The following is a 19,586-nucleotide window of genomic DNA, read 5'->3' as shown; positions in this document are numbered from 1 at the left end:
ACAAAGTGAACACCATGAATATTCAACAAGCTTTAAATCATATTACAAAACAGATTCACCTGACTCAGCCACAAATGGAAGATGTGATGCGTGCCATCATGTCGGGCGAAGCCACCGATGCACAAATTGGTGCCCTGATGATGGGCCTGCGCCTGAAAGGTGAAAGCATTGATGAAATTACCGCAGCCGCGCGCGTGATGCGTGAGTTCGCGATTAAAATTGACGTTAGCGATATTCCGTATCTGGTCGATATTGTCGGTACCGGCGGTGATGGCCAGAACCTGTTTAACGTATCGACGGCGTCCAGCTTTGTGATTGCAGCCGCTGGCGCCACCATTGCCAAACATGGTAACCGCGGCGTATCGACCAAATCAGGTTCCTCTGACCTACTGGAACAGGCCGGAATTAACCTTGACCTGAACATGCAGCAAACTGAACGCTGTATCCGCGATATGGGCGTAGGTTTCCTGTTTGCGCCGAACCATCATAAAGCCATGAAATATGCAGTTGGCCCACGTAAAGAACTGGGTATTCGCAGTATTTTCAACCTGCTCGGCCCGCTTACGAATCCGGCCGGAGTTAAACGTTTTGTGATTGGCGTATTCTCCAGCGAACTCTGCCGCCCGATTGCTGAAGTGATGAACCAGCTGGGTGCTGAACACGTGCTGGTGGTGCATTCACGTGATGGTCTGGATGAAATCAGTCTGGCATCTGCCACGACCGTAGCAGAACTGAAAGATGGGGAAATCACCGAATGGACCATTACTCCAGAAGAAGTGGGCATTGAATCGCAAACCCTCACCGGTCTGGTGGTGGAAAACTCGGCAGAAAGTCTGGCCCTGATTAAAGATGCACTTGGCAAAAATAAATCTGAACGCGGTGAAAAAGCGGCCAACATGATTGCCCTGAATGCCGGCGCCGGGATTTATGTGTCTGGTCTGACCAAAACCTATCAACAGGGTGTGGCACTGGCGCATGACATTATTTATGGCGGTCAGGCACTGGAAAAAATGGGCGTACTGGCCGAATTTACCAAAACCTTAAAACAGTACGAAGCTTAAGACGGCAGGATAAAATCATGGTGGATATCGCAAATACCATTTTAGGTAAAATTGTTGATCGCAAACAGGAAGAGTTTGCTGCACGTCTGAAACAGCGCAGTCTGAATGATCTGGAACAACTGGCCCAGGCCGCCACACCGGTGCGCGGTTTTGCCCAAAGCTTGAAAAGCAAACGTCCGGGCGTGATTGCAGAAATAAAAAAGGCCTCGCCATCTAAAGGGATTATTCGTGAAAACTTTAATCCGGCTGAAATTGCCCAGCAATATGAAGCTGCCGGTGCTGCCTGTCTGTCTGTACTGACCGATGTCGATTTTTTCCAGGGCGCTGATGAAAATATCGCGCTGGCCCGCAACCATTGCAGCCTGCCTGCACTGCGGAAAGACTTCCTGATTGATCCTTATGGTGTGGTTGAAGCTCGTGCGCTACATGCCGACTGTATCTTGCTGATTGTAGCCTGCCTGTCAGACCAGCAACTGGAAGAAATGTCGAAAACCGCATTTGAACACAATCTGGATGTACTGGTTGAGGTTCATGACGAAGAAGAGCTGGAACGCGCTTTGCGTTTAAGTGATCGCTGTCTGCTTGGCGTGAACAACCGTAATTTAAAAACCTTTGATGTGGATTTAAACACCTCATTGCGTCTGAAAAAATTACTCGATCCAGCACGTTTACTGGTAACCGAAAGCGGTATTGCCACCCCGGCAGATGTCAAGATGATGCAGGAGCATGACATTCATGCCTTCCTGGTCGGTGAAAGCTTTATGAAACAACCGTGTCCGGATCAGGCCTTTAGCGAGCTGTTTGGTACGCCGCAAAAGGTCTAAGTCTTGGTGCAGTTCAGGAGGCAGGTTTATCCTGAACTGTGCAATTGCACTGCCCTACTTTCATAGGGCGGTCATCTTCCTATATCGCCCCATCTTAACATCTCTCATTTCAAGCCAGATGCAGCGCCAAGCTGAATCCGTTTCAGTTCAAATCAGGCGTAATTCAGACTATACTGGATTGAAATTTTATCCTCCTATTTTCGATTATGAGCAAACACGATTCTTCGCTATCGAAAGAACAGTTTAAATTACTCAAAGACTTTAAAAAGCAGATCAGTAATCCGCATCCGCGCGTAGAGCCGGCAGCGCCGGCCATCAAAACTGCCGAACAGGAACAGGCCGAAGATTTTGAGCTGTTTCAAAAAGAAATGCGTGGGGTCCAGAAAATGGATCATGGCAATATCGCGCAGGTGAACCAACCGACCAAGAAAAAGCTGGATGCCCAGACCCTGGCTAAACGCGCAGCCGCCGAAGGCCCCATGCAAACTGATGAGACCATTTTGTCGGACACGCAAGCCATGCTCAATCCGGTGGGCAGTCAGGCCAGTTTAAGCTACCGCATTGCCACCTTGCAGCATAAGGTGTTTGAAGATTTAAAAGCTGGCAATTTGCGCTGGTTTGAAGCGGTCGACCTGCATGGCTGTACCGTGGAAGAAGCCCGGGTGGCCGTGCTGCAAATTATCCAGATGGCCAAAGATGAAAACCAGAACGTGATTAAAATTGTGCATGGGAAAGGCCCGGAAGCCATTTTAAAAACCTATGTCAATGGCTGGTTACGTCAGCATCGTGATGTTCTGGCCTTTGTCAGTGCACCGGAAAAACAGGGCGGCACCGGTGCGGTGCTGGTTCTGCTAAAACGTGCAGAAAAGAATCCAAAGTTTAAACAATAAGCGGATTTTTCCTCAAAAGCAGGCATTGTTGCGGTTTTCTGCTACAATGCCGTCCTTGTTCAATATCAGTGTAAGTGAACACGTCTTATGTCTATGCAGCAATCCTACGCAAACATTCTTACTGCCGTTGGTGAAGATTTAAATCGCCCTGGTCTCAAAGATACGCCTATGCGTGCTGCTAAAGCATTTTCGTATTTAACCTCGGGTTATAGCCAGACGTTGGCTGAAGTGACCAACAACGCCGTGTTCCCGTCTGATAACCGTGAAATGGTGCTGGTCAAAAATATCGAATTCTATTCGCTATGCGAGCATCACCTGCTGCCATTTTATGGCCGTGTGCATATTGCCTATTTACCGGAAGGCAATGTTTTGGGACTGTCTAAATTTGCCCGTATTACTGAAATGTTTGCGCGCCGTTTACAGATTCAGGAAAACCTGACCCAGCAGATTGCAGAAGCCGTGGCTGAAGTGACCAAAGCCCGCGGTGTTGCGGTAGTGATTGACTCTGCACACATGTGCATGATGATGCGTGGTGTTGGCAAGCAGGAATCGACCACACGTACCGTGTCATTTATTGGTGACTTTAAAACTGATAAAGATGCACGCCGTGAATTTTTAAGTGCCGTACCTGAAAGTTACTAAACCTAAATAATGCTGGAGCCTCGACATCTGTTGGGGCTTTTTTATGTCCTGTTTCTTATACTACCGCTGGTTTCCCTATTATTTTAAGGAATGCAAATGTCTTCAATTTATTTAGCCGGTCAGGGCCTGACCCAAAGTGAATGCAGTGTCGACTTCCCGCGTCCGGATCGTTTGGTCAAAGGCAATCCCAAACGTGATACCTATAGTGCCTATGAACATCCCAATATGAGCTGTGGCATCTGGCAGTGCGAAGTCGGCGCCTGGAATATTGTCTTTGCTGACAATAAACAGGAATTCTTTAATGTGATTGAAGGCGTGGTGCGTATTCATGACCAGCACGGACAATATATTGAAGTTACCGCCGGTCAGGCCGGAATTATTCCACCGGGTTTTGTCGGTACCTTTGAAGTGGTTGCAGCAGTGAAAAAATATTATGTGGTGGTTGAGGCCTAAAATACCGCTTGAGCTTTTTGATGTTTTGGCTGGTTTTATCTTGCTGCTTTGATATAAAAAACGCCCGACAGTTTTGGGCGTTTTTTCATGCCTGGATGAGACTTAAAAGGCTTATTTGGCCAGATAGACCTGATTACGTCCGGTATTTTTGGCGCTATATAAGGCTGCATCTGCGGCATCCAGAAAACGCTGATAATCCGGATGGCCATCATACTGCACTGCGCCAATACTCACGGTAAATTTAAAACTCTCACCTTCAGCAGAACGGATTGGGGTATCTTCAACCCGGCGACGGATGGTTTCGGCAATCATCTGGGCCCGGTTCCAGTCACTATCGACCAGCAGCAATAAAAACTCTTCCCCACCAACCCGGAAAGCATAATCACTGCCCTTGCTCGATTCCAGCAGCACTTCGGCCATAAACTGCAAGGCCAGATCACCGGCGGCATGGCCATAGCGGTCATTAATCTCTTTAAAGAAATCGGCATCAATCGCCAGTAGACTTAAAGGTGAGCGGTTTTTGCGCGAGAACTGGATTTCACGAATCAGGATGGTATTTAAATAACGCCGGTTTAACAGCTGGGTCAGCGAATCATTGCCCGTGCCGATATATTCCGCCACCTGAAACAGCTGATCGACCAGATGCTGGATTTCGCGGTTTTTACAGCGAATCTGCTGAATCAGTAACAGCTTCTGCTGCTGATTGGAAGTGTCCAGCAGCTGCTGGTTCAACTGATCCACCTGATAAATCCGCTGGATAATAAACTCGACCTGCTCGGCGCTGGCAAAAGCATAGGCTGCTTTATGAATGAACCACAGGCCAAATTCAGATTTGGAGAGTGGCGGATGAAACAGCTGTGACTGGTCAGAAAAGGCTTTAAACATCAGCTCATTTTCCCAGTCCAGCAGACAACCGCGCTGGCGGTCTTTTTGCACGGCCACATCCTGCATGGCAGAAAACAGGCGGTAGGTGTGTTTCATATCATTATGAATTTCCACCTTGGCCTCATAAGTGCGGCACATAATTTCCGCGGCCAGGCTCAGCACCTGGGTCATATAATCGGCAGCAGCCAGTACATCGGCCTGCGGGGTTTGCAGAAAAAAGGCAAAACTTTTGCGCTGGATTTCGCGGATACCGCGAATAATCAGCCAGGAGGGAACGCCAATACGCGCATGCACTTCCCCAACTTTCAGCTGCTTGGCGACAATGGCTTTAAAATCCTGCTTGAACGGAACTGCAAAACTGTCCAGCAGCCATTGCTGCAAGGCATTTTTCAGGCGGCTACGCACCAGTTCATCAGACAGGAAATAAGAGGCTTCCTGCTCCTTCATCATCTGTCGATAAAATTCGGCCACCAGCACCGTGACATGCTGTTGAATGAACTCGAAGCTATAGCTTAAATCGGTTTCAGAAAATTGCCCGCAAATCGCCTGCCACTGCGCTGCAAGTTCCTCTATACGCTCTTGGTTCATACAACCGCCTCACACAGATGAATTACAGCGCAGATTTTAACGCAGCTGTCACATAAGACAATTCTTTTGTGAATTAAATGAATATTCACTTAATAACAATCTGGATTTTCAAGCCTGACTTCACGACTTCAGCTTAAAAGAACCAGGCATAACCAAGACTGGTCTGATGCCAGTCCTGTTGATCCTGCTGCTGATATTCCCAGCCCAGACGAATCGCATGCTGCGGATTCAGCACATATTGCAGCTGGCTGTGCAGTCTCAAATTCCATTGCTGGGCATCTTCCCAGTATGGCAATTCCACTTGCAGCACACTATTCAGCTGCCGACTCCAGATATTCTGGCAGCCCAAGGTGGGTCCGACACCCACGCGCCAGCCACGACCCAGTGCTTTACCGGCCTGTAGATGGTTTTGTAGCTGGGCATAGCAAATATGCTCACGGTCGGCACTGGCCCAGCTATAGCCCATCTGGACCTGTAAATTGGCTACACCATGCTGTTCCTGAGTGCTGAACTGACCATGCTGATCGAGCGCTTCCTGGGTCCAGCCCAGATTAAAACCCCAGGACAATGGTGTTTTAAACGGCGTAATCGGGTTATAGGAGTTCACCGCCAGCACATCGAGCTGACTCAGTTTTAGGGTTTCATCCCGATATTGCAGCGCACCCTGTAAAAATAGCAATTGAGTCCCGGTGCGAAAACCACCTTGCGGATCGAGCAGATCATGATAGGCTTGCCGATGCCCCAGTTCGATAAAGGACTGTCCCTGTACTTCACCGGTACTTAGCGTCAGGTTACGCGCATGATGGCCCTGGCTTGGATCAACGTTTGGGACGTCCGGCGCGCGGCGCTGCTTGTCGACCTGAAGCTGGCTGCGCAGGCTGAGTAATTGGCGTAAACGTGGCTGGGCAAAACCGGTTTCGACCTTGCGGGCTAAAAACTGCAGGTACAGATCATCGTAGGCCATTTCCAGTATTTTGGCCTGCTCTAATGCGGTATAAGACTGTAATAACGTATTTAAATCGGCAGATTCGGCAAAAGCCAGCTGATGTGCAGCTTGCGCCAGGTCTGTACCATGCTGGCGGGCTTGAGCCAGTAACTGGGTTTCTAGCGCCGGGCGATACACGGTGTCTTTGACCAGATCTGAATCTGCCAGCGCCTTGATGGTTTCAACTGGAATCGACGCCACTTTAAACTGTTGCTGTAAATTCAGCTCTGGACGGACCAGATCAATCAGGCCCAATAAACGATAGGCACAGTTATCACTGACAAAATAATAGGGAAAGCTGACGTGCTTCATTTCCCAGATATGTTCCACCAGAAAACGGGTTTCATCCGGGCTTAAATCCAGCTCGTATTCCCATAAATCGCGGCTTTCCAGATCACCATATTCCTTAACCTTGCGGTAATACGGCATGAGGGAATATTCACCCGGATACTGTCCGGTCAGACCTTTCCAGGCATAGGACCAGCTTTGCTCACCCGGCACTGTGGCCGCATAATTTACCGCATAGGAAATCAGGTTCAGTTCCTGCTGATCTTTCGGGTCCAGTCGCAGCAAGGTATGCCCGAACATGGAGCTGGGATTGCCCATAAAATCGGTGGCATAAATTAAAGTGGTTTTGTATGGACGAATCTGGCCAATCCATTCATCCAGTTCCGGACAGGCCACGGCAGCCAGTTCCGTCTGTGGAATATTCAGTTGTTGCACCAGCCAGCGGCTACGTGCCGGAAAACGGCATTGTACCGATTGATTTGGCTCGGCCTGCTGAAACAGCGCTGCAATATGCGCCTGTAATTCCTGATTTAAATCGGGTGTTTTGGCCTCTGTTAAAAAATAGCCGGCATAGCTGACAGTACTCTGCCCGGAAGTATTGGCATACATTAAGCGTTGCCAGGTATTTTGCTGTGCCAGTTGCTGCTGTTCAGCACGCTGGATATACAACTGTGCCGGCGTTGAAGATTCAGGAGAAGACGTCGCGGCATACGCCACAGGAGATAACAAAGCAGCACATACAAAAGCAAGAGGTTTCATTCAGCAGATCAATTCTTATTCGGTTCTTATATAGAGAAAAACCCTGCCAGAAGACAGGGTTTTATGGGATGCTTAATTAGACGTAGGCTTTTAAGATGTCGTCTTGTGCCATCACTGACTGTAAAGAAGCCAGCACTTCAACAGAAGTCTGGTTGTCAGCTGAATAAATTTCAGAGAAGTTTTGTTTGGTCACTGCAAAGAAACGTGCTTTGTCTTCTGCTTTAATGCTCAGTAATTCAGCCAGTACGTTCAGGCTTTCACCCTCGCCTACAGCCATATCACGCGCCAGCGTTTCGGCATTTTCATTGGTAAATGTCACCACTTGCGCAGTTACAGTACCAGTACCGCTACAGCCTAAAGTACCGAAGGTAATACCGAACAACTGGTTTGCAAAAATACCATTGGTTGTAGCAGCTAAAATTTTAGGCACTTTACCAGACTGACCTGCCCAAACTTGAGAACCAATACCACAGCCGGCATCAGCGTCTGCAAATGCTGCTGTTGAACCTGCTGCCAATACTGCTGCCAAAGCTAATTTTTTTAACATAAAAGTCTCCAGAATTTATTATCTGAGTTTGTTATTGTTTCACAATGTGTAATTTTTATTACACTGTTTAAAGATAACGCATCCGCCAGCGAACACAAAACACTTTATACCAAAGTGGAAAAATTATTTTTCTATATCCTTTAAGTGCGTAGGTTTCAGTTGCCAGATGCCATTCGGCTGACGATCGCCCAGAATTTTCAAGACCAGCACCAGACTCAGCAATAACAGCAGATACCAGGACCCCAGCTTGCCCCAGCCAACCATATGCCAGCTGTCGACCTGACTTGGATACAGCCAGATCTGGTAAAAAGTACTGATATTTTCTGCAATCCAGATAATAAAGGCCAGTAACAGCAAGACCGGTAACATCGGCAGCTTCATCCGGTGATGCTGCAATTCAAACTGGATACGGGTTTTCCAGAATATCAGCACGCTCCAGGCAAACAGCACATAGCGGATATCCGGCACAAAAAACTTGCTCATAAAATTAATATAAGACAGCACCGCCAGACTCAGCATATTGGCAAAACCCGGCAAGCGAGTAAAAGATACCCGATACAAACGCAAGGACCGGGCAAAGAAACTGCCGACGGCCGAATACATAAACCCGGCAAACAGCGGCACGGTCATAATTTTAAATACGGCCGGCTGCGGATACTGCCAGGACGCAATCGCCGGATGGGTCAGAAAAATTTCCATAATCATCGCCAGCAGATGAAACAGCGCAATGACTTTGGCCTCGGCCCAGGATTCCAGCTTGAGATACAACAGTAAAATCTGGATAAGGACCGCATAAAACAGCAAATAGTCATAACGGAAAAAACCGTAATAGTCCTGGCTACCCAGACTGGCGGTAAAAGCAAAAGCAATCAGCAATAAAATTCCAAATAAGGCAGCCGAAGCTGCCTTATAAGCGAATTCAAAACCTGATTTTAAAATTGTGATCAAGGCTGAATCCTAATATTGTTGCATCTTCTTAAAGGTACTTGGCACTGTATTCATGCACCGTATCAATAAAGACTTTCGGATTGGCCGGATCAACCCATTGGGTAATGCCATGTCCAAGGTTGGCAATATAGCCAGTTTTTTCACCATGCGCATAGGCATCATCCAGCATGGCTTTGGTCGCCTTGGCAATTGAGTCCGGGCTTCCATATAACGTGGCTGGATCCAGGTTGCCCTGTAAGGCAGCACGGCCATTCACGGTTTGGCGCGCCACATTTAATGGCGTGGTCCAGTCCAGACCAAAGGCATCGGCACCGGTGGCCACCATTGGCTCCAGCCATTGACCGCCGCCTTTGGTAAATAGAATGACCGGAATTTTACGGCCATCTTTTTCGCGTTGCAGACCCGCTACAATCTTTTGCATATAGTTCAGCGAGAACTCGATATATTCACGATGCGCCAGTGCCCCACCCCAGCTGTCAAAAATCTGTACCGCTTGTGCGCCAGCATCAATTTGCGCATTCAAATAGTCAATCACGGCGACTGCCAGACGGTCGAGCAAGGCATGCAGCACTTCCGGCTGGGCATACATCATCTGCTTGGTAAAGCGGAAATCCTTGCTTGAACCACCTTCAACCATATAAGTCGCCAGCGTCCACGGACTGCCGGAAAAACCAATTAACGGCACCTGTCCGCCCAGAGCTGAACGAATGGTCGATACCGCATTCATGACATAGTCCAGATCTGACTTGGCATTAAAATTCGGCAGATTGGCGACATCCTGCTCGGTACGCACGGTTTTATGAAACTTCGGACCTTCACCAGCTTCAAAGTACAAACCTAAGCCCAAAGCATCCGGTACGGTTAAAATATCGGAGAATAGAATGGCTGCATCCAGCTCATAACGGCGCAAAGGCTGTAAGGTCACTTCACAGGCAAATTCGGTATTTTTGCACAAGGAAAGAAAATCTCCGGCCTTGGCACGGGTTTCACGATACTCAGGCAGATAACGTCCTGCTTGACGCATCATCCATACCGGCGTGGTATCTACGGGTTCACGCAACAAGGCACGTAGAAAACGATCATTTTTTAAGGCCGTCATTTACTTTCCTAACTTCGACTGAATCTTGCATCCATCATATCAAAAAGGCAGAAATTTTAATAACTTCTTTAGTCCTTTAAAAATGCCGGACTGTAAAAGATAAAAGTGATATTTACACAAAACAGATACTGCATCTCCTCATTTTTTCTGTAATACTTGTGTAGTTTTTAAAATGTAAATGAATAATTCTTAAGGTTGACTTACATGTTCGTTCGCACAGTACTCGCCATGAGTTTAAGTTGCATGTTTGCTGGTACAGCCCTGGCTGCAACCACTGCTGAACAGCCGTTGAATCCTCAATTGATTAGCGATACAGCGGTTGAAGATCCGATTGATCCGCTTGCAACAGACGCATCAGCGGCAGTCGTACCTTCAGAAGTTGAAACGCAAATTACGCAACAAGAAGAACAAGATTTAAACAAGGCTTCAGCGACCCTAGAAGACCTGCAAAATGCCGAAGATACCCAGGCTGATATCGGCAGTGCACCGACAACTGCTGCGCCTGCAACAACTTCAGCCAACACAGCGCCAGCCAAAGCCTCCTGGACTTTAGATGGCCTGAACAATGCCAGCTGGTATGAAAATATTGGCAAAGGCCAGTTCCCGGTCTATGCGCGCGCGCATGTGATGCTCAATAATGCTCATGCTTCTCCGGGTGCGATTGATGGAACCAGCGGTAAAAATACCCTGAAAGCGATTGCCTCTTTCCAGCAGATGAACGGGATTAAACCGACTGGTGTGCTGACGCAGGAAACCTGGGATGCTTTAATTGCCCGTCAGGGTTCAAAACCGGCTTTCGTGGAATACACCATTACTGAAGATGACCTGAAAGGTCCGTATGTGAAATCAATTCCGGGCGATTATGCACTGCAAGCCAAAATGAAAGGCCTGCACTATACCAGCGTCACTGAAATGCTGGGTGAAAAGTTTCATATGGATGAGAACTTCCTGAAAAAGCTCAATCCAAATGCCAACTTTAACAAAGCCGGTCAAAAACTGATTGTGGCCAATGTGCGTAATGACCTGCCGGAAGATATCCATCTGATTGTGGCGCATAAAGGTGCTAAACAGCTGTATCTATTTAACAGCCGCAACCAGATGATCGCATCATTCCCGGCCAGTATTGGTAATACCAACACCCCTTCACCAACCGGGACTTATAAAGTGACTGGTGTGGCACCAAACCCGTGGTACAGCTACTCGCCAAGTAACTTTATCCAGGGCAAAAACATGAAGCCACTGTCCTTACCACCAGGTCCAAACGGTCCAGTGGGGAATATCTGGATTGGTCTGAGCAAAAAATCCTTTGGTATTCACGGTACGCCAAACCCGTCGATGATTTCTAAATCCTATTCGCATGGCTGTATCCGTCTGACCAACTGGGATGCCAACGACCTGGGCAGTAAAGTCCGTTCAGGGGTTACGGTTAAATTCCTCGAATAATCTGCTTATACCCCATAAAAAGCCTGCCGATGCAGGCTTTTTTGATTACGGAGGTTTGAATCTATGACGTTGCGAATCTGGAACGATATGTTGCATTCCATGCCTAGAACAGGCACCAGGTAAAACACTAAGATAGCCTCAAGCTCAAAAAGAATTAGAGGATTATCTGATGAACGCCTACTTACATCGTAGTGAAGAACGTGGTCATGTTAAAGCCGGCTGGTTAGACACCAAACACAGCTTTTCATTTGGCAGCTGGTACAACCCGAAATACATGGGTGTGAGTGTGCTTCGTGTGATTAATGATGACCGGATTGCTGCCCACAATGGTTTTGGTACCCATCCGCATGACAACATGGAAATTTTAACCTGTGTACTGGATGGCACCATTTCACATAAAGACAGCATGGGCAATGAACGGCATATCAGTGCGGGTGAATGGCAGCTGATGAGCGCCGGAACCGGGGTTCAGCACAGTGAAATCAACCAGGGCGATGTACCAGTGCATATGCTGCAAATCTGGATTCATCCAAATGTGCGTGATGCAGAGCCAAATTATCAGCAAATTAAACTCGACCCACGTGAACAGCCGAACCAATGGCACCTGATTGTTGGCCCGAACGAACAGGCTCCAATGCATATTCGCCAGCAGGCTGAAGTGAAAACCGCGGTACTTGAAGCCGGCCAAAGCCTAAACGTACAGGCGACCCAGCAGCTCAACTATGTGCATGTGATTCGTGGTGAAGTGCAGATTGGTGAACATACGGTTAAAGCTGGTGATGCACTGTTATTCGCGGAACATGCGGATATTCAGGCAACCGAAGAAAGCCAGATGATCTGGTTTGACTTACCGGGCAAATAAACCCGTCCTTCTCTCCCAAGGGCCATGATGATTTTGGCCCAATAGCCGCTCCATTGAGCGGCTATTTTTATGTCTTAAAGCCGGCCTTGATTGACTTTTACCTGAGTGTGAACAGTCTGTTTAAGCTGCACCCTTTGCAGCAACTCAAATACCATTTATGAAAATAAACTGAATAAAATCGGCCGATTGCCTGTAACCCGATAAAACTCTCAAAACTGAAACTATTTACATTCTCATTGGTAAAAACACTCTACATGAGAAAAATTCTCAGTTATAATAACTGCATAAAAATCATCCTGTGAATTGACCATGAATGCTTACACTGCAGCTCAGGCCAATGTCTTGACCATTCGGCAACTGAGCAAACAATTCGGCTCTCGTTTTGCGGTGCATCAGGCCAGCTGGTCTGCACAGCGCGGACAGATTCTCTGCCTGCTGGGCCATTCTGGCTGTGGCAAAACCACCATGCTTCGTCTGATTGCCGGATTAGAAACCCCAAGCAGTGGCTCAATCCAGCTTGAACAGCAAATCCTGTGGAATGAACAGCAACAGATTCCAGCCGAAGCGCGCAATATTGGTCTGGTGTTTCAGGACTATGCCCTGTTTCCGCATTTAAGCGTACTGGACAATGTCATGTTTGGCCTGAAAAAACTGCCCAAAGCACAGCGTCAGGCGGTGGCCGAGCAGGCGCTACAGCATGTTTCGATGCAGCATCATCTGCACAGCTATCCTTATACCCTGTCTGGTGGCGAGCAGCAGCGCGTGGCCCTGGCCCGTGCCCTGGCACCTAAACCGCAGGTGCTTTTGATGGATGAACCTTTTTCCAATCTCGATCATCGCCTGCGCGACCAGATCCGGCAAAATACCATCGAGATTCTGAAGCAGACTGGCACCACTACAGTCATTGTCACCCATGATCCGGAAGAGGCGCTGCAAATTGCCGATCAGATTATCCTGATGCATCAGGGCGAAATTATTCAGATCGGTACGCCGAAAGCCCTATACCGACAGCCAGCCACCTTATTTGCCGCCCGTTATTTTTCTGCCCTGAATGAAATTCCGGCGCAGCGTGTCGCGCAGCAGTTACAGACCTGTTTTGGCACACATCCCATCAGTGAAGCGCTGGTGCAGCACCAAGAGCCAATCCGCTGCTGTTTCCGTCCACATCAGGTGCAGGTGTTTAGCCAGCCGACAGCCGGCGCAATCCCGGCGACGGTGCTGTCCTCCAGCTTTATGGGCCATGCCGAACAGTTACGCCTGCAACTGGACCCCGAAAACATTATTCTGGCGCAGGTCAGCCCGGCACAGACCGCTTATCAGGGACAGGTTTATGTGCGCCTCGATCTGCAGCAGTGTTTTTTCTTCGCTCAAGATTCACAGCCGAAAGCCCATACAACCACCACGGCTGAAGTGGCCAACGCTTTTTAAATTGACAATAAGGAATGAAAAACGATGAAAGTAACAATCAAAATTCCACTGCTGGCCAGCGGCCTGCTGGCGCTGAGCGGTCTGGCGCAAGCCGCGCAGGTAAACCTGTATACCACGCGTGAACCGGTGCTGATTCAGCCCTTATTGAAAGAATTTACCGAAAGCAGCGGCATTAAGGTCAATACCGTATTTATTAAAGATGGTCTGCTGGAGCGAGTGAAAGCTGAAGGACGCCGTTCACCGGCCGATGTGATGCTGACCGTCGATTTTGGCAATCTGGTGGATCTGGTCGAAGCGGACCTCACCCAGCGCGTGAATTCCAAAGTATTAAATAATGCCATTCCGGCCAATTTACGTGCAGCCAATGGCCACTGGTATGCCCTGTCAATGCGTGCCCGTGCAGTCTATGCCTCCAAAGAACGTACGCCGCTGAACGCCATTCATTATGAAGATCTGGCCAATCCGCAATGGAAAGGTAAAATCTGTATCCGTTCGGGTAGCCATCCCTACAATACCGCGTTAATTGCCGCCTATATTGCCCATCATGGTGAAAAAGCGGCAGAAACCTGGTTACGCGGCGTTAAAGCCAATCTGGCGCGTCCAGCCAGTGGCGGTGACCGCGATGTGGCGCGCGATATTCTGGGTAAAATCTGTGATATTGGTGTGGCCAATACCTATTATGTGGGCACCATGCGCAATGGCAATGCTGAACAGCAGCGCTGGGGCAATGCCATTAATGTGGTGTTACCGCGCTTTAAAAATGGCGGCACCCATGTCAATGTTTCAGGTGCAGTTGTAGCCAAACATGCGCCAAATCGCAAAGAAGCGGTACAGTTACTGGAGTTCCTGGCCTCAGATCAGGCTCAGGCCATGTATGCACAAAGTGGTTATGAATATCCGGTCAAACCAGGCGTGAAGATTGATCCGATTATCGCCAGTTTCGGCAAGTTAGATATTGATTCACTGCGTTTAAGTGAGATTGCTCGCCATCGTAAGGCAGCCAATCTGCTGGTTGATAAAGTCCAGTTTAATCACTAAACCTGAATCATCAGATAGCGCGGGCAGACTGCTGCTCGTGCTATCAGTCTTGTGTCCATGTCCAGCCTGTTGATCCCCCGATGACCCAGAAAAAATCTCCTGTAACTGCACTTTTTTCACTCAGTGGCCTGTTTACCCTGCTGGCCTGTCTGCCTGTGCTGGCTTTGCTCTGGACGGCCTTACAGGGCAATAGCGAGATTTGGGACCATCTGCTGCAATATGTGATTCCTCCCACCCTGATTGAAACCGGCCTGTTGCTGTTTGGTGTCGGGATTCTGACGATTCTGATTGGTACCGGCAGTGCCTGGCTGGTCACGGCCTATCAATTCCGTGGCCGTGGTTTTCTGGACTGGGCACTGTTACTGCCCTTGGCCGTACCGACCTATATTATTGCCTATAGCTATATTGATATTTTGCATCCGATTGGTCCTGTGCAGACCCTGCTGCGGGACTGGCTTCAGCTAGAAATGCAGCAGCTCTGGTTTCCGAATATCCGCTCGCTCTGGGGCGCGATTTTTCTGCTTAGTTTTGTGCTGTATCCCTATGTCTATTTAAGCACCCGTGCCATGTTCCTGATGCAGTCAGCCAGCCTGATTGAAGTAGCGCGCAGTCTGGGATTAAAACCGGAACAGGTATTTTTCCGGGTTGCGATTCCGCTGGCTCGCCCGGCCATTGCGGTTGGTGCCAGTCTGGCCCTGATGGAAACCATCAATGATATTGGTGCCACCGAATTTCTGGGCATTAAAACCCTGACCCTGTCAATTTATTCGACCTGGACCAACCAGTCCGATCTGGCCAGTGCCGCCCAGATTGCAATTTTTATGTTGCTGATCATTAGCCTGCTGGTACTGGTAGAACGGCTGGGGCGACGCAAACAGCGCTATATGAACTCGGCCCAGCGTAGCCGGCTGATGCCCGCCCAGCCAGTGACCGGCGCCAAAGCCTGGCTGCTATTCGGCCTAGGGCTGATTCCGGTGATTATTGGTTTTCTAATTCCGATCAGTCATTTACTGGTCGAATCTTATCAGCGTTTACAATATGCCGGTTTCTCTGAATATCTGCTGCAAGCCTCAATCAATACGCTTACCTTAGCCAGTATTGCCACTTTTGTGACCATGCTGATTGGCTTTATGATTGTGAGTACCGCACGGTTTAGCCGAAGCAGCTGGCTAAGCCGGGTTGCCAGTTTGGGCTATGCCATTCCGGGCACCGTACTGGCCATTGGCCTGATGCTGTCTTTGGGCGCGATTGATCACGCCGTAGCGGATTTTCTGGAATTCCAGCTTGGTCTGGATACCGGCCTGCTGTTTTTAGGCACCAGTTTCACCTTAATTTACGCCTATGCGGTACGCTTTCTAGCCATTTCAATTGGCGGGATTGAATCGGGGTATAACCGGATTCATGGCGTTTTTGATGATGCCGCACGTAATCTGGGCCAGAGCAAAGGCGGGATTCTGACCCGTATCCATTTGCCTTTATTACGTCCTGCACTGATTTCAGCAGCCTTACTGATTTTTGTGGATTGTATGAAAGAGCTGCCGGCCACATTGTTGCTACGTCCGCTGAATATGGAAACCCTGGCCACGCAGTTATATGCCGAAGCCTCACGTGGTACCTATGAAGAAGGCGCAATTGCAGCCTTATTGATTGTTCTGGTCGGACTGATTCCAGTGATTTTACTGGCACGGTTGGGGAAAACTGTACGTTAATCTGAACTAGATGAACTGGCTAAACTCTGCTTCAACATTGAGTGCAAGTTTAGCCTTCTCTCTTTTTATAGTGAAAATCGTTTAAAGAGAATAGCCTTATAAAATAGAGATACACTTTTGATTTTTAATAAGCTTGGGATAAAGAATTTTATTCAGAAATAGTTTAGGCAGATAGTGCTTAGAATATTATCCTTAAATCCAATTATTTTTTTTATTATTCAATAATAACTAAGAATCAAGAATTAAAAACCAATTATTCATCCGTTTAAAAAAATAAAACGGACAATAAAATATTTGGATTGTTAAGAGAAAATGCACGTATCTCAATTACAGAAATTGCGCAGAAAACCCGAAATTCCCGGGCCACGGTTCAAAAGCGAATCGAGTACATGGAAGCGACTAGCATCATTACCGGCTATACGGTACGCATTAAACCGAACCTGAATCCGCAGCTTATTCAGGCCTGGATGAGTATTATGGTGGAAGGCAACAAGGCACAGGCCGTCATCAAGGAGCTACGTCTCGATCCGGCTATTCAGACCTTACATACGACGAATGGCAAATGGGATTTACTGGTAGAAATCCAGTCCGACAATTTGGTGAATTTTGATTTAATTTTAAGTCGGATCAGAAGTATTTCAGGGATTTATAACAGTGAAACTAATATATTACTGTCAACCTATAAAATTTAAATAATTGATTTTAATCTTCATCTGTCGCATATACATTGCGACAGGTGAAAGATTATCGATGATTATTTTATAGAAAAGCAATCTATATAAATATTCGTTTTTCATATTTTATGGATTTTTATTTTTAGATATTCGAAGCAAAATAATATATCTTAAAGGTATTTATAAAATATGTTTAGCTCTCCTCTTTAAAATAAATCAGCTCCATATAAAGAATATAAAAATAAAACGGAGCGCAATAAAAAAAGCCCTGACAATGTCAGGGCTTTTTGAATTTGGCGGAAGCGGTGAGATTCGAACTCACGGAGGACTCACACCCTCGTCGGTTTTCAAGACCGGTGCATTAAACCACTCTGCCACGCTTCCAATGGCGGCTATCATATAAAGAAAATTTTAACTTGGCAAATATTTTTCCAGGTTTTCGCAACCGACTGTACAAAATAAAATCAAAATCGTTTAATTTGCTGAATTTTCAAACTTTTCATAGCGAATGTCGACAATATACCAGTGTTTTGCACCTGATGGCGTCTGCACTACTGCTTCATCATCCACACTTTTGCCCAGCAAGGCGCGCGCCATTGGCGAGTCAATTGAAATATGTTGTGGATGATGATCATAAATTTCATCAACCCCGACAATTCTTAGGGTTTTCTGCTCGCCATCATCATTTTCAATATCGACCCAAGCGCCAAAATAGACCTTGCCCTCCTGTTCAGGTGAAAAATCAATAATTCGCAGCTCTTCCAGCCGCTTGCCGAGGTAACGTACCCGACGGTCAATCTTGCGCAGCAGCTGCTTGTTATATTGGTAATCGGCGTTCTCCGAACGATCGCCGAGACTGGCCGCCCAGTTCACTTTTTTGGTAATTTCAGGGCGTTCTTCATGCCACAAATGCTGAAGTTCCGCGACCAGTTTGTCATGTCCACCACGGGTAATTAAGCTCGATTTCATGGCCTTTAACAGCAGAAAAATGAGCCTGTAGCTTACCAAAAACTGCTGCCTTCTCCCCAATTACTCCACTTTTAAAGTTTATAAAATATTTTTCCCAAATAGAATCATTTACTTATGAAACAGTTTTTTATTTTTTTATGGACAAAATTTGACAACTCAAATTTTGGTCTTTATTATGCGCACATCTTTTAATTGTGATCATTTTTTAACCTGTGTGGCGTAGCCACATTTTTTATCTTTCATCCCATGTCATTTTGAATGACGTCATGAGTGCCCACCCTCTTATTGAATTTATCAAACTTGAAAAAGTCTGAGGCCTTTTGCCTCCTGCTTTGTAGGGCATAAATTACTTGTAGCGGAGACAACATGCACAGTAGTTCAACTTCTGGGTCGAGGCTTGGCCTTCACTCTTTTTTCAACTCTCTCCCTTTAAAAGTCTTAGTATTAAGCAGTGCGTTAATTCCGTTTCATAGTATTAATGCAAGTAAAGCAGCGTATCAGTTTGATCGCGTGGTCAATCACAACAAATTGACCGTGGTTTCTGTTTCGAATCCGACCACCGTGTTTCAGAACAGTCAGCATCTGCATGGCTTTGGTTATGACCTGGTGCGTAACTATGCGCATAGCCTGAATGTCAAACTCGAGTTTAAAACCGTACCCGACAATGCGACAGCGTTGCAATGGGTGGCGTCAGGTAAAGCCAACTTTGCCATGACCACTGCCAGTATTCAGAGCATTGAAAACAAGCATCTGACCGGTTTTTCGGCCACCTGTGGCGATTTAAACACCTTGCAGAAAAATGGCCTAAACAGCAATTTAAACTGGGTATTTAAACATGCCGATGATCCGCTGAGCCAGACCGCCAGTGCCTTTGTCTGCCGTGGCAAACAAAGCGGTGCCATCAACCAGCTGGCCTCGTTCTATAACCAGAATGTGGTTAAGCAGGAATCCTGGAATACTATCCAGCGTGACTTAAGCAATCGCATGCCTTTATATAAGGCCAGCTTCCAGCGCACTGCGCAGCAGTATGATCTGGACTGGCATTTACTGGCGGCCATTGGTTATCAGGAATCGTACTTAAAGCCGAACTCTGTTTCACCAACCGGTGTTCGTGGTTTGATGATGCTGACCAACAGCACAGCCAAAGCCATGGGCGTCAGTAACCGTACCGATCCAACCCAGAGCATTCAGGGCGGTGCCAAGTATTACAACCTGATGCTGAACCGTTATAAGCATATTCCGTTTCCAGACCGTAACTGGTATGCACTGGTGGCCTATAACATGGGTCCGGGTGCCGTGAGCCAGATTCAGAAGCGTATTCAGGCCACCGGTAAAAACCCGAACAACTGGGTCAACCTGTATGCTTACTTAGACGGCAATAAAGCCAAGAACGGACGTTATCGTCAGGCCTTACAATACGTGACCCGTATCCGTGCCTATCTGGAACACATCAAGACCACGCCGCAGCTGGTGAATATTTAAATGCTTCACCGT

At 47.4% G+C, this 19,586-nt stretch carries 17 protein-coding genes, 1 tRNA gene and 1 pseudogene; 12 read left to right on the top strand and 7 right to left on the bottom strand.

Features of this window, described 5'->3' with window-relative positions; genetic code table 11:
* The first annotated feature begins 14 nt into the window (after positions 1 to 14).
* The 5 genes from trpD (at position 15) to ACPEPR_RS02220 (ending at position 3,870) form a co-directional block, all read left to right on the top strand.
* On the top strand, positions 15 to 1,061 hold the full coding sequence (gene trpD / locus ACPEPR_RS02240; protein ID WP_016659977.1) for an anthranilate phosphoribosyltransferase: 1,047 nt from the start codon (positions 15 to 17) through the stop codon (positions 1,059 to 1,061).
* A gap of 17 nt (positions 1,062 to 1,078) precedes the next feature.
* Positions 1,079 to 1,885: an indole-3-glycerol phosphate synthase TrpC gene (gene trpC / locus ACPEPR_RS02235; RefSeq protein ID WP_005176475.1), complete on the top strand. Its 807-nt coding sequence runs from the start codon at positions 1,079 to 1,081 to the stop codon at positions 1,883 to 1,885.
* 206 nt (positions 1,886 to 2,091) lie between these two features.
* Complete coding sequence (locus ACPEPR_RS02230; RefSeq protein ID WP_016659975.1) at positions 2,092 to 2,775, top strand: Smr/MutS family protein; 684 nt, start codon at positions 2,092 to 2,094, stop codon at positions 2,773 to 2,775.
* A 93-nt stretch (positions 2,776 to 2,868) separates the two neighbouring features.
* Complete coding sequence (folE, locus tag ACPEPR_RS02225; RefSeq protein WP_005176473.1) at positions 2,869 to 3,417, top strand: GTP cyclohydrolase I FolE; 549 nt, start codon at positions 2,869 to 2,871, stop codon at positions 3,415 to 3,417.
* Positions 3,418 to 3,513: 96 nt separating this feature from the next.
* A complete protein-coding gene (locus ACPEPR_RS02220) occupies positions 3,514 to 3,870 on the top strand; it encodes a cupin domain-containing protein (RefSeq protein ID WP_005176472.1) in 357 nt (118 codons plus the stop codon).
* A gap of 111 nt (positions 3,871 to 3,981) precedes the next feature.
* Here ACPEPR_RS02220 and ACPEPR_RS02215 read toward each other — a convergent pair whose 3' ends face one another.
* From ACPEPR_RS02215 to hemE, 5 genes are all read right to left on the bottom strand, one after another.
* The gene (locus ACPEPR_RS02215) at positions 3,982 to 5,343 is read right to left on the bottom strand and encodes a diguanylate cyclase (RefSeq protein ID WP_423561869.1); all 1,362 of its coding nucleotides are present in this window, start codon (positions 5,341 to 5,343) and stop codon (positions 3,982 to 3,984) included.
* A gap of 133 nt (positions 5,344 to 5,476) precedes the next feature.
* Positions 5,477 to 7,375, bottom strand: a complete 1,899-nt coding sequence (locus ACPEPR_RS02210) for a DUF4105 domain-containing protein (protein ID WP_286422939.1) — start codon at positions 7,373 to 7,375, stop codon at positions 5,477 to 5,479.
* 76 nt (positions 7,376 to 7,451) lie between these two features.
* Positions 7,452 to 7,922, bottom strand: coding sequence for a DUF3015 family protein (locus ACPEPR_RS02205; RefSeq protein WP_005176467.1), 471 nt, complete (start codon positions 7,920 to 7,922; stop codon positions 7,452 to 7,454).
* 123 nt (positions 7,923 to 8,045) lie between these two features.
* Positions 8,046 to 8,870: a DUF817 family protein gene (locus tag ACPEPR_RS02200; RefSeq protein WP_168395004.1), complete on the bottom strand. Its 825-nt coding sequence runs from the start codon at positions 8,868 to 8,870 to the stop codon at positions 8,046 to 8,048.
* Between the two features lie 28 nt (positions 8,871 to 8,898).
* Positions 8,899 to 9,969 (bottom strand): uroporphyrinogen decarboxylase, encoded by a 1,071-nt coding sequence (gene hemE, locus ACPEPR_RS02195; protein ID WP_005176463.1) that lies wholly within the window; start codon positions 9,967 to 9,969, stop codon positions 8,899 to 8,901.
* 204 nt (positions 9,970 to 10,173) lie between these two features.
* On the opposite strand from hemE, the gene ACPEPR_RS02190 reads away from it, so the two are divergent.
* The 6 genes and pseudogenes from ACPEPR_RS02190 to ACPEPR_RS02165 all read left to right on the top strand — a co-directional run.
* Positions 10,174 to 11,412: a L,D-transpeptidase family protein gene (locus ACPEPR_RS02190; protein WP_168395000.1), complete on the top strand. Its 1,239-nt coding sequence runs from the start codon at positions 10,174 to 10,176 to the stop codon at positions 11,410 to 11,412.
* Positions 11,413 to 11,581: 169 nt separating this feature from the next.
* Positions 11,582 to 12,274 (top strand): pirin family protein, encoded by a 693-nt coding sequence (locus ACPEPR_RS02185; RefSeq protein ID WP_005176460.1) that lies wholly within the window; start codon positions 11,582 to 11,584, stop codon positions 12,272 to 12,274.
* Between the two features lie 309 nt (positions 12,275 to 12,583).
* Complete coding sequence (locus tag ACPEPR_RS02180) at positions 12,584 to 13,702, top strand: ABC transporter ATP-binding protein (protein ID WP_168394998.1); 1,119 nt, start codon at positions 12,584 to 12,586, stop codon at positions 13,700 to 13,702.
* Between the two features lie 24 nt (positions 13,703 to 13,726).
* Positions 13,727 to 14,740: an extracellular solute-binding protein gene (locus ACPEPR_RS02175; RefSeq protein ID WP_016659966.1), complete on the top strand. Its 1,014-nt coding sequence runs from the start codon at positions 13,727 to 13,729 to the stop codon at positions 14,738 to 14,740.
* An 80-nt stretch (positions 14,741 to 14,820) separates the two neighbouring features.
* Entirely contained in the window at positions 14,821 to 16,449 is a 1,629-nt protein-coding gene (locus ACPEPR_RS02170; protein ID WP_005176455.1) for an ABC transporter permease, read from the top strand.
* Positions 16,450 to 16,721: 272 nt separating this feature from the next.
* Positions 16,722 to 17,141 (top strand): annotated as a pseudogene (locus ACPEPR_RS02165) (Lrp/AsnC family transcriptional regulator); the annotation flags it as partial.
* A 276-nt stretch (positions 17,142 to 17,417) separates the two neighbouring features.
* Here ACPEPR_RS02165 and ACPEPR_RS02160 read toward each other — a convergent pair.
* Positions 17,418 to 17,507: transfer RNA gene (locus ACPEPR_RS02160), tRNA-Ser, on the bottom strand.
* Between the two features lie 90 nt (positions 17,508 to 17,597).
* Positions 17,598 to 18,092: a transcription elongation factor GreB gene (gene greB / locus ACPEPR_RS02155; protein WP_005176376.1), complete on the bottom strand. Its 495-nt coding sequence runs from the start codon at positions 18,090 to 18,092 to the stop codon at positions 17,598 to 17,600.
* A 366-nt stretch (positions 18,093 to 18,458) separates the two neighbouring features.
* Here greB and ACPEPR_RS02150 point away from each other — a divergent pair, with 366 nt between their 5' ends.
* Positions 18,459 to 19,574: a transglycosylase SLT domain-containing protein gene (locus ACPEPR_RS02150; protein WP_005176374.1), complete on the top strand. Its 1,116-nt coding sequence runs from the start codon at positions 18,459 to 18,461 to the stop codon at positions 19,572 to 19,574.
* Positions 19,575 to 19,586 lie beyond the last annotated feature (12 nt).

The organism is Acinetobacter sp. AND/436 (genome assembly GCF_049546925.1).
GTDB classification, from domain to species: domain Bacteria; phylum Pseudomonadota; class Gammaproteobacteria; order Pseudomonadales; family Moraxellaceae; genus Acinetobacter; species Acinetobacter indicus.
The sequence above is the reverse complement of the archived record's forward strand: the minus strand, read 5'-3'. Positions and strand labels throughout refer to the sequence as shown.

Excerpts from the sequence above, each read along its gene's own strand:
- trpD (WP_016659977.1), top strand. The coding sequence starts at position 15 with ATGAATATTCAACAAGCTTTAAATCATATTACAAAACAGATTCACCTG.
- trpC (WP_005176475.1), top strand. The coding sequence starts at position 1,079 with ATGGTGGATATCGCAAATACCATTTTAGGTAAAATTGTTGATCGCAAA.
- ACPEPR_RS02230 (WP_016659975.1), top strand. The coding sequence starts at position 2,092 with ATGAGCAAACACGATTCTTCGCTATCGAAAGAACAGTTTAAATTACTC.
- folE (WP_005176473.1), top strand. The coding sequence starts at position 2,869 with ATGCAGCAATCCTACGCAAACATTCTTACTGCCGTTGGTGAAGATTTA.
- ACPEPR_RS02220 (WP_005176472.1), top strand. The coding sequence starts at position 3,514 with ATGTCTTCAATTTATTTAGCCGGTCAGGGCCTGACCCAAAGTGAATGC.
- ACPEPR_RS02215 (WP_423561869.1), bottom strand. The coding sequence starts at position 5,343 with ATGAACCAAGAGCGTATAGAGGAACTTGCAGCGCAGTGGCAGGCGATT.
- ACPEPR_RS02210 (WP_286422939.1), bottom strand. The coding sequence starts at position 7,375 with ATGAAACCTCTTGCTTTTGTATGTGCTGCTTTGTTATCTCCTGTGGCG.
- ACPEPR_RS02205 (WP_005176467.1), bottom strand. The coding sequence starts at position 7,922 with ATGTTAAAAAAATTAGCTTTGGCAGCAGTATTGGCAGCAGGTTCAACA.
- hemE (WP_005176463.1), bottom strand. The coding sequence starts at position 9,969 with ATGACGGCCTTAAAAAATGATCGTTTTCTACGTGCCTTGTTGCGTGAA.
- ACPEPR_RS02190 (WP_168395000.1), top strand. The coding sequence starts at position 10,174 with ATGTTCGTTCGCACAGTACTCGCCATGAGTTTAAGTTGCATGTTTGCT.
- ACPEPR_RS02185 (WP_005176460.1), top strand. The coding sequence starts at position 11,582 with ATGAACGCCTACTTACATCGTAGTGAAGAACGTGGTCATGTTAAAGCC.
- ACPEPR_RS02180 (WP_168394998.1), top strand. The coding sequence starts at position 12,584 with ATGAATGCTTACACTGCAGCTCAGGCCAATGTCTTGACCATTCGGCAA.
- ACPEPR_RS02175 (WP_016659966.1), top strand. The coding sequence starts at position 13,727 with ATGAAAGTAACAATCAAAATTCCACTGCTGGCCAGCGGCCTGCTGGCG.
- ACPEPR_RS02170 (WP_005176455.1), top strand. The coding sequence starts at position 14,821 with ATGACCCAGAAAAAATCTCCTGTAACTGCACTTTTTTCACTCAGTGGC.
- greB (WP_005176376.1), bottom strand. The coding sequence starts at position 18,092 with ATGAAATCGAGCTTAATTACCCGTGGTGGACATGACAAACTGGTCGCG.
- ACPEPR_RS02150 (WP_005176374.1), top strand. The coding sequence starts at position 18,459 with ATGCACAGTAGTTCAACTTCTGGGTCGAGGCTTGGCCTTCACTCTTTT.